Annotated in this window: 8 protein-coding genes; 2 read left to right on the forward strand and 6 right to left on the reverse strand. The window is 29.4% G+C overall.

Features of this window, described 5'->3' with window-relative positions:
- Positions 1-231: 231 nt before the first annotated feature.
- From ACP3TL_RS14935 to ACP3TL_RS14950, 4 genes are read right to left on the reverse strand one after another with little or no spacing between them, the layout of a single operon-like run.
- Positions 232-786 carry a hypothetical protein gene (locus ACP3TL_RS14935; RefSeq protein ID WP_426433225.1) on the reverse strand — a complete coding sequence of 185 codons (555 nt, stop codon included), beginning with the start codon at positions 784-786 and terminating at the stop codon, positions 232-234.
- The gene (locus tag ACP3TL_RS14940) at positions 749-1,708 is read right to left on the reverse strand and encodes a relaxase/mobilization nuclease domain-containing protein (protein WP_317134760.1); all 960 of its coding nucleotides are present in this window, start codon (positions 1,706-1,708) and stop codon (positions 749-751) included. Before ACP3TL_RS14940 ends, ACP3TL_RS14935 begins: the two co-directional genes overlap by 38 nt.
- Complete coding sequence (locus tag ACP3TL_RS14945) at positions 1,695-1,895, reverse strand: hypothetical protein (protein WP_069794596.1); 201 nt, start codon at positions 1,893-1,895, stop codon at positions 1,695-1,697. The genes ACP3TL_RS14940 and ACP3TL_RS14945 overlap by 14 nt, the downstream gene beginning before the upstream one ends.
- Positions 1,877-2,260 carry a plasmid mobilization protein gene (locus ACP3TL_RS14950; RefSeq protein ID WP_069821078.1) on the reverse strand — a complete coding sequence of 128 codons (384 nt, stop codon included), beginning with the start codon at positions 2,258-2,260 and terminating at the stop codon, positions 1,877-1,879. The genes ACP3TL_RS14945 and ACP3TL_RS14950 overlap by 19 nt, the downstream gene beginning before the upstream one ends.
- 325 nt (positions 2,261-2,585) lie before the next feature.
- Between ACP3TL_RS14950 and ACP3TL_RS14955 the strand changes: the two genes are divergently transcribed.
- Entirely contained in the window at positions 2,586-4,496 is a 1,911-nt protein-coding gene (locus ACP3TL_RS14955) for a CDP-glycerol glycerophosphotransferase family protein (protein ID WP_285336875.1), read from the forward strand.
- 86 nt (positions 4,497-4,582) lie between these two features.
- Positions 4,583-5,161 carry a YdcF family protein gene (locus tag ACP3TL_RS14960; RefSeq protein ID WP_426433226.1) on the forward strand — a complete coding sequence of 193 codons (579 nt, stop codon included), beginning with the start codon at positions 4,583-4,585 and terminating at the stop codon, positions 5,159-5,161.
- Positions 5,162-5,805: 644 nt separating this feature from the next.
- Here the strand turns inward: ACP3TL_RS14960 and ACP3TL_RS14965 are convergent.
- Positions 5,806-6,315, reverse strand: coding sequence for a LuxR C-terminal-related transcriptional regulator (locus tag ACP3TL_RS14965; protein ID WP_194440892.1), 510 nt, complete (start codon positions 6,313-6,315; stop codon positions 5,806-5,808).
- Between the two features lie 18 nt (positions 6,316-6,333).
- Entirely contained in the window at positions 6,334-7,200 is an 867-nt protein-coding gene (locus ACP3TL_RS14970; RefSeq protein ID WP_069794589.1) for a replication initiation protein, read from the reverse strand.
- Positions 7,201-7,909 lie beyond the last annotated feature (709 nt).

Consider the following 7,909-nt stretch of genomic DNA (forward strand, 5'->3'; position numbering starts at 1 on the left):
TTAACGCTTCATTTCACACTGACTACTATTAGCAGGAAAACTAATAGTAGTCGTTTAATTTGAAATTAGAATGAAATTCACATAGTATTTTTATAGGTATTATTAATGAACAAGGCATTTCCTTTATTTCAGCCATTTCAGTTTTATATTGAAATGGCTTTTTAAGTACCTTTATTTTGGATTTTAAAGGGGTTTTTAGAAATATAAGCGCTTATTATGATGATTTACACCTCATTTCCATCTTATGGCGTTAAATGCTTTTAAAACACCATATATAAGAAAACCAAAAAAAGCATACGGTACAACATATAAAACACCCCATAAATATCTCCAAATGCTCTCTTTTGTCGCTATCTCATGATTAATAAAGTCATAACCTTGTGAAATGCCAAAAAACGCACTAATCGGACCGGTTACCAACGAAACTAAAGCAATGATTGCGACAACAAAAAATAAAGATAGAACGCCTTTTGTCATAATATCTAAGGATTTATTTAAATTCTCAACGATTGTATCTTTTTTATCTAAGCGATCCGTAATCGCCTTTTTGTATTCGTTTGTTTCTTTTCTGGCTTGGTCATTATGTTTTTTATAATGCTCAAATAAATCACTTGCTTGTTTATCTAGGTCTTTAAATTTTTCATTAAAGGCTTGTTTGAAATCTTGTTCTTGGTTGTCTGTATCCAATTTTCTTAAATAACTTCTCGCTACACTTATAAATTTATCCTCGGTATTTTTAGTTGCTTGATTAAAGTTCGAGGTCGAATCCTTTAGATTCTCTAACAATGCTTTGTGATTCTTTTCTCTCTCTTTCTCGTTCTTCTTTATCTCGGAGAGATTTCTCATGAGCAAGTCTTGCTGCTTCAGAACTTCTTCTATCGTGTTCAAGTTTTCTGGTGTTGTCTGCGAAGTTGTCCCATTCTGATTGATTTGCTTTTCTATCTGGTCCAGTTTCTCTAGTATTTTCTTGTTCTCTGGATTTAATTCGTCCATCATACCCACGTTCTAAGCCCCCTTTATCGTATTTTTCACCTAGTTTACTGCCCCGTACTTTTTTATCTTCTTCAAGATGTTTGTAAGTAATCGTTTTTTCAGTGATACGTTCAATTTTTATGCCGTTCTGTAGCAAATCAGCGCCTAACTGTTCATAATTGGTCGCTTGTGTTTCATCTATGACCATACGAATTTGTTCTTTCCAAGGTATGGGTTTATTCCCTTTTTGAGCTTCTTTTCCGATTTCATATTCAGCTTGTGTGTAACGTGTCTCTCTTTGTTTTTCTGGAACTGATAATCCATGGGCATGACACACACTGTCATTAGCTTGTTTAACGAACTTACGTTGTTTTTTATTACTTTGATATTTTTTTCCAGTTTCTAAATCAATAGAATTAATCACAATGTGGTTGTGGTAATGTTTTTTATCTGTATGCGTATAAACTGCGACTTGATGATTTGGTGCTATTTTCTCGGCTAATTCTAAACCGATTTGATTACATTGCTCTGGCGAAACTTCGCCCGGTTTGAATGACTGAATAACCGTATGCGCTTGAATCCCATCTTCTTTGCCATATAAAGAGCGTGTGGCTTTAAAAGCTGATTTAGCGTAATCTATATCGCAATTCAAACCACTTTTTTCTTCTGCACGTTTCTCTGCGTAATTGATTGCTCGGCTTGCTGATTTGGTATTACCTAATTTAGTTGTTGCCATTTTCATCACTACTTGTTGGTTTAGGTGTAATGATATCTCTTAAAACTCCAACAACAATTAAAATACCAATAAAAATAAGTGACCATTTTGCATTTCCGTAATCTGTGAATAATACAAAAGCACCATATCCTAAAACCAAAACAACTAAAATAATGTTAAATATAATTCTTAATTTATCTTTTGCCATATCTCATCCAACCTTTCACGTACTGCATTGATATTATATTCCAAGCCTTCATAATTCGGTGCATCATGTTGATGTTGATTACAATATTTAGCAATCTGATTCACATTCGCACCCAACTTACTTAAATCTTTGGCAATCGATTGTCGCGTCTCTTTATCAAATTTGGGCGCTACCAATCGACTACCATGCGCCTTTTTCTTAACGAAATTCGGCACACTCATATTCAAAGTTTCGGCAGATGACCTTAACTTTTCATATTCGGATTCGCTCACTCTGAAACTAATTTGTTTTGGCTCTTTGCGGTTGGGTTTTCGGTTTTCCCCAACAGACAAATCGCTAGCCAAATTATTATCATGTTCACTCATTCAATCCCACCACGTTTCTTCGAAATATATGACTTTCTATATTTGTAGATTATATGATAATCAACAAAATTTCAAGTCATAATGTGGTTTGGCAAGCGTCGTATATTCTAGCCACTTCGTTCTGAATATACCGGCTTGATGGGATTAATCCCATACCCTTTATGTATTTTTGTGTAAACAAAATTATTGCTTAATTACTAGCCAATATTGAAATACTAAAGAAAAAATAAAAGAAATATAAAACTAAATTTACTAAAAAGTATTTTTAAAAACCAAATTAGTGTTAAAATTATAAAATTAACACTAATTATTAAGGAGCTATAAAATGTACTTAGAGATTGTAAATAGCAATGTATATTTAAAAGAAAATTTACATGACTTTAATTATACTAAAGTAATAAATAAAAAAAATAGATTACCTTATAAAAAGTTTTATATATACAAGAACAAAGAAATTTTAAAACTTCCTAATTCTTTGAAGCAAGTAAAGATCTTAGAAGTTATTGACAATCCTAGGATAGAAGGGACTAAAATAGCTGTTTATATAGATCCTCATGACAGAGTTTCTTTTATGATTGTCAAACCACATAAAAGTTTATCTTTGGAAAATGTCTTGGAAAAAGCTGAATCAATACCTCCACATAGAATTTTTGCTTTTTCCTTTATGAAATCGCTATATATATTAGGGGTAATTCGTTTTAGATACTCAAATATGAAGAAATTAAATATATCTATAGGTTACGAAAAAACACTAAATTATGATTTTTCATATTTATTTCCCAAAAAGATACGACAAATTTTTGGTGAATCTACTAGTAAAATACTTTTACCTATTCACTTAGGCTTTTCTAAAATTCCTTATCAGGACTTGTTAGTAAAATATAATAAAAGTAGTGAAATTAATAACCCTCTCTATATAAAGAGTGTTACTGAAAATAACTTAAACTATTATTATCAATTAAAAAAGGGCGGTTATGATAAATATAATCGCAATCATTACGTTTTTAGTACGCCAAGACATCAATTAATAAAAAAAGGTGTTTCACTTTTTTTAAGGAAATCAATAACAGGGCAGTTAGTAATAGTTATGACGGATTACTTACCAATCACTGTTTCTATTAAAGAAAAAATAGGGAAATTTTTAAGTTTATTTAATATATCTAATAAAGATATATATTTTGAAAAATTCAGTAAAGGTGCTAGTGAATCTGCATATGAGGTATTCAAATACTCAATAGAAAATAATGATGAAAATTCTTTGTTTATATTAGATAAAGACAGCCCTGATTTTCAGGAAATGGTTGAAAAGTTTGGTAAGAAAAAAGTTTTAGCTCATAATTCAATAAAATCATTTATGTATATATTTAAAGCAAATAGAATAATCTCATCAGATTTACCAACGCATATGTTTAGATCTTTATATGATAATAGTAAATTACTAAAGAAAAAAATATTAAGTAATAATAAAAAAATATTTTTGCAGCATGGTATATCATTAGCAACCAATGTTTTTGAAAGAGGTTACTATAATCCTAAAGTTCCTATTGCACCTGATTATATTGTAACAAATTCAAAATTAGAAACTAAGTTATTTAAACAATATACTGATTATAATACTGAACAATTAATTGAAACTGGGACTCCTAATTTAGATTTATATGTAAATAATAATATGCAACAAAACTCTATTTCGTTTATTCTTACATGGCGTCCTTGGGATTTGACTGGAAATATAGATAAAGATTCTTATTTAGATAGATACTTACAGTTTATAAGTTTAATAGATAAGTCTCCTTTTTTAAAAGGGGTAAATATCAATATTATTTTACATCCTAAAGCTAAAGAAATATTAGAAGAACAATTCCCTGATATGTTTAAAATCATTGAACCCCATTTATATATAGGAAATATCAAAAATGCACTACTAGAGTCTAAAGTTGTTATAACTGATTATTCATCTGTTTGTTTTTATGCTTTTGCAGGAGGCAGCAATGTGATTTTCTTTTGGGGAGATAAAGAAAATGCTGAAAAGCAATATAGCTCTCAAAATATTTTACAAAGCTATAATGTATTCGGTGATGTAACCTACAATATGGATGATCATATGGTAAATTTAATAGAGAATAATTATAATAAACCCCAACAAAAATATCATGTGAGTAGATTTAAAGAGATGGTTGAATTTACTCAAGGAAATAACGTTGAAAACATTTATAAAATTATTAAAGAGATCTAATGAATTATATAAAAAAAATCTTATTAGTACTTTCAATACTTACTACATTTAATTTTATAATTCCTAGCAAAGAGTTGGATGAAAATATGAATTTTAAACAATGGACCCCAGAAAATATAGGTTATTTAACACTTAATTCTCAGGTAACAAATGTCGATAGTAAAAGCCGTCATGTTTTTATTACTCTTGGATCAAAATTAAATGATGATGGTCAGTTAGAAGATGTGTCAATAAAACGGTTGAAAGCAACGTTAAAAGCTTTTAATCATAACAAAGAAGCTTATATTATTGTTTCAGGAGGAAATCCCAATAAGAATGTAACAGAAGCGAAAGCTATGAAGATTTGGCTTCAAAAACATAATGTTCCAAAAAATCAAATTATTGAAGAAGTACGTTCTAAAAACACTATAGAAAATGCATTATATTCAATGGATATTGTTAATAAAAGGAAATTTAATTCGATCACATTAGTTACTACCGATACTCATATGAGAAGAGCCTATGTTTTATTTAAAAGTATAGATTATCAAAATAAATTAGTTTCCAATTTAGTCCCATGTATAACTCCAAATGCAAAAATTTATACTAATAAAGAAAAAAAAGATATAGAAAATAACTTAAAAGAATTAAATTTATGCAAAGAAATAACAAATTACTGTAGATGAATAGATTATGTAATTCAACTACCTATAAGGCTTTATTATGTTAACCAAATCAAAAGCCCGAAACACTGTTAAATCAATGTTTCGGGCTTTTTCTATTTACTATGGTTTATACACATTTTATACATCGTTGTTTTAACACGTTTTCATCTATTTTCATACATGTTGTTTTTGTATCTTTATTCAAATTCCTAAAGTATCGTATGAACTTATACATTTTTGTTATACTAGAAAAGCACTTCCTGTGCAGAAAGGGGGGTGCTGTATATGCTTGTTGTAATCTCATTTGTCTTAGGTTTTATCTCGTCAGTTGTTGCTGGTATAGTTGCGAACTATATATTTGATCAACTTAAGGGATAAAATAAAAGCCCCCACATTAGCTTGCCGGCGTGTGGGGGCTTTCTGTATATACTAAGTTGTAACTCATTTGTTAATTATATAATAACATAATAGTTTCCAAAAAGAAACTTAGTTCATTTTTCTGAAAGCACGCTATATATACTGGTATGACAAGGATAATAGACATTAATCCTTATTACACAATCAATATATAAGAAAGGAGATTACTTTCATGAAAGGATTTATAATTCGCTTTTTTAATAAGAATAGTCATTCTTATTAAAAACTTTAGTTTACTCAAATCTATGTTACTTTTTTTTGAATAATTTTGAGAAAACAGACTGTTTTTGTTCATTTTGATCTGGTGTTTTTGTCTCAAAAATCTCTTCTTTTGTATTTAAATCGTCAGTTTCTGTAGGGTCGTTATGACTTAATATATTTTGGCTATTTAAGTTCAAAGATTGTTCTTGTTTTAAGGCAATTGTTAAATCGTCAATTTGTCGATTCTTTTGTCGAATTTCTGATTCTAAGTGTGCGATATATTTATCAATATAACTGTCATGACGTGCCTTCATAGGTTCTTTTTTGTTTGTTGATTCTTTTGTCGATTTTTCGTCAAAGTTTGACGATTTGTTTGTCGATTCTTTTGTCGATTTTTTATTCAAAATCGACTCTAAATAAGCTATTACACTATCATCTATTAACGATTTATTGCCTGTTTTTTTAACTTTTAAATTTGATGGTAAATTTTTTAAGTGATAGTGAATTGTTTGTTTAGAAACATTTAAACTTTCAGAAACTTCTTTTACCGTTTTCATCAAATAACACGTCCTACTTTATTTGTTCGCCCTATAGTTTCCATTTATATTCATTTTTTCTAAAAACGCTTCTTTTTGTTGTTCTGTAAATTCAGTTGTTTTGGGTTTGATAGGTTCATACTTTTTATTTTCTAACCATTCTGGCGTCATCTCACGATTTATATTTTGTGTTTTCTTACCTATATTCGCCATTTCAGGTTGTCGCTTTGAATGAATGCGTTTCTCAGGCTCAAAAGTGAATTCTAACCACTCAATTTTACGACCTTTTTTAGCTTTAACTTTATTTATATTTAGCCCCTTAAAAATTGAGCTTAATTCATTAATTATTGGCGTAAAAATATTTTTATTTAAATCGGTCATACGATAAGATTTAGGAACATCTAAACGTTCTCTAAAATCTTCAACACTAATTTTTAAATAACCAGTACTTTTATATTGTTTCAGTAGTCGAAACATGTTTTTAGCGTATGTTGATTTGAGATAAGTCATTTCTTGTAGTTCAAATTTAGTAAAATCAGCTGTAATAGAGTTGAGTATATGCTTCAAATCACTATTAATACTAATTGCTAGCTGTTGTTCTTCAACATCCACTTCGTACGATGTAAATAAAACAAACTTTTTAAATGATTTTCCATTACGTTCTGTATAAGTTAAATTCAACATTTTATCGTATACATGCTCTAAATCTTTCACAAAACGATCTTGTGAGCGAGAATAGTAATTACTAAGATGTTTTAATTCATCAAAATATATTTCTAGTCTACGTGTGTCCTGTTCTTTGAGCTTATTACATAGAGTAAAAAACAAATCTACTTCTGTACTTGTAAATTTTCTTAAAGGTACTAAATTCATTTCGTTTCGATACACAACAGTTTCTCCAGTCATGTTATAATCACTCCTAGTAGAATAAAATAAATTTGAAAAGGAGTACAATTCCCAGTTGTACTCCTTTTTTATTTCTTAAAGTCACTCTAAACCTCTGATAATACAATGTCAAGAGATTAAAGGAGTGACTTTTTTAAAACTACTCCTTTACTGTTACAAAACTACTCCTTTACTGTTACAAAACTACTCCTTTACTGTTACAAAACTACCCCTTTATTGTTACAAAACTACTCCTTTAGGGTCTGAAAACCCTTCTCGCAGTAAGGTTAAAAGGGCACCTAAAAAGGGTTTAAAAAGTTCTTAAAAAGATTATATAAAGTTCGGGGCAATTTTGCCCCATTTCAAAATCTAATTCAAAACCACTTCAAGAATGAATAAATTCTGAACGAATTTATAGTTATTTTAAAAACCTAGATCATTACTTTTTTCCAAAAAAGTAAAATCAAAAAACTTCTTGAACTCGCCGTTCAAACTGCAGGGAATTGGAGGTTGTCCAATTCCACTGCGTTTAGTGTGGCGAGTAAGTGCAAGTGTATCAACTTCTTATACTCATATCGCTACGCTCATTCCGTTACCGTTGACACACAACAAAAATAAGCAAATACAACAGGGTTAACAAAACTCAAGAGACTAACATATTAAAAGTTTTTAAAGCGACTATGTTTAATATTGCAACTTTAAGGTATTATAATTTTAGTACCATCTCTAC

Source organism: Staphylococcus caseorum, from assembly GCF_049943195.1.
Classification (GTDB): domain Bacteria; phylum Bacillota; class Bacilli; order Staphylococcales; family Staphylococcaceae; genus Staphylococcus; species Staphylococcus equorum_A.

Excerpts from the sequence above, each read along its gene's own strand:
- ACP3TL_RS14940 (WP_317134760.1), bottom strand. The coding sequence starts at position 1,708 with ATGGCAACAACTAAATTAGGTAATACCAAATCAGCAAGCCGAGCAATC.
- ACP3TL_RS14945 (WP_069794596.1), bottom strand. The coding sequence starts at position 1,895 with ATGGCAAAAGATAAATTAAGAATTATATTTAACATTATTTTAGTTGTT.
- ACP3TL_RS14950 (WP_069821078.1), bottom strand. The coding sequence starts at position 2,260 with ATGAGTGAACATGATAATAATTTGGCTAGCGATTTGTCTGTTGGGGAA.
- ACP3TL_RS14955 (WP_285336875.1), top strand. The coding sequence starts at position 2,586 with ATGTACTTAGAGATTGTAAATAGCAATGTATATTTAAAAGAAAATTTA.
- ACP3TL_RS14960 (WP_426433226.1), top strand. The coding sequence starts at position 4,583 with ATGAATTTTAAACAATGGACCCCAGAAAATATAGGTTATTTAACACTT.
- ACP3TL_RS14965 (WP_194440892.1), bottom strand. The coding sequence starts at position 6,315 with ATGAAAACGGTAAAAGAAGTTTCTGAAAGTTTAAATGTTTCTAAACAA.
- ACP3TL_RS14970 (WP_069794589.1), bottom strand. The coding sequence starts at position 7,200 with ATGACTGGAGAAACTGTTGTGTATCGAAACGAAATGAATTTAGTACCT.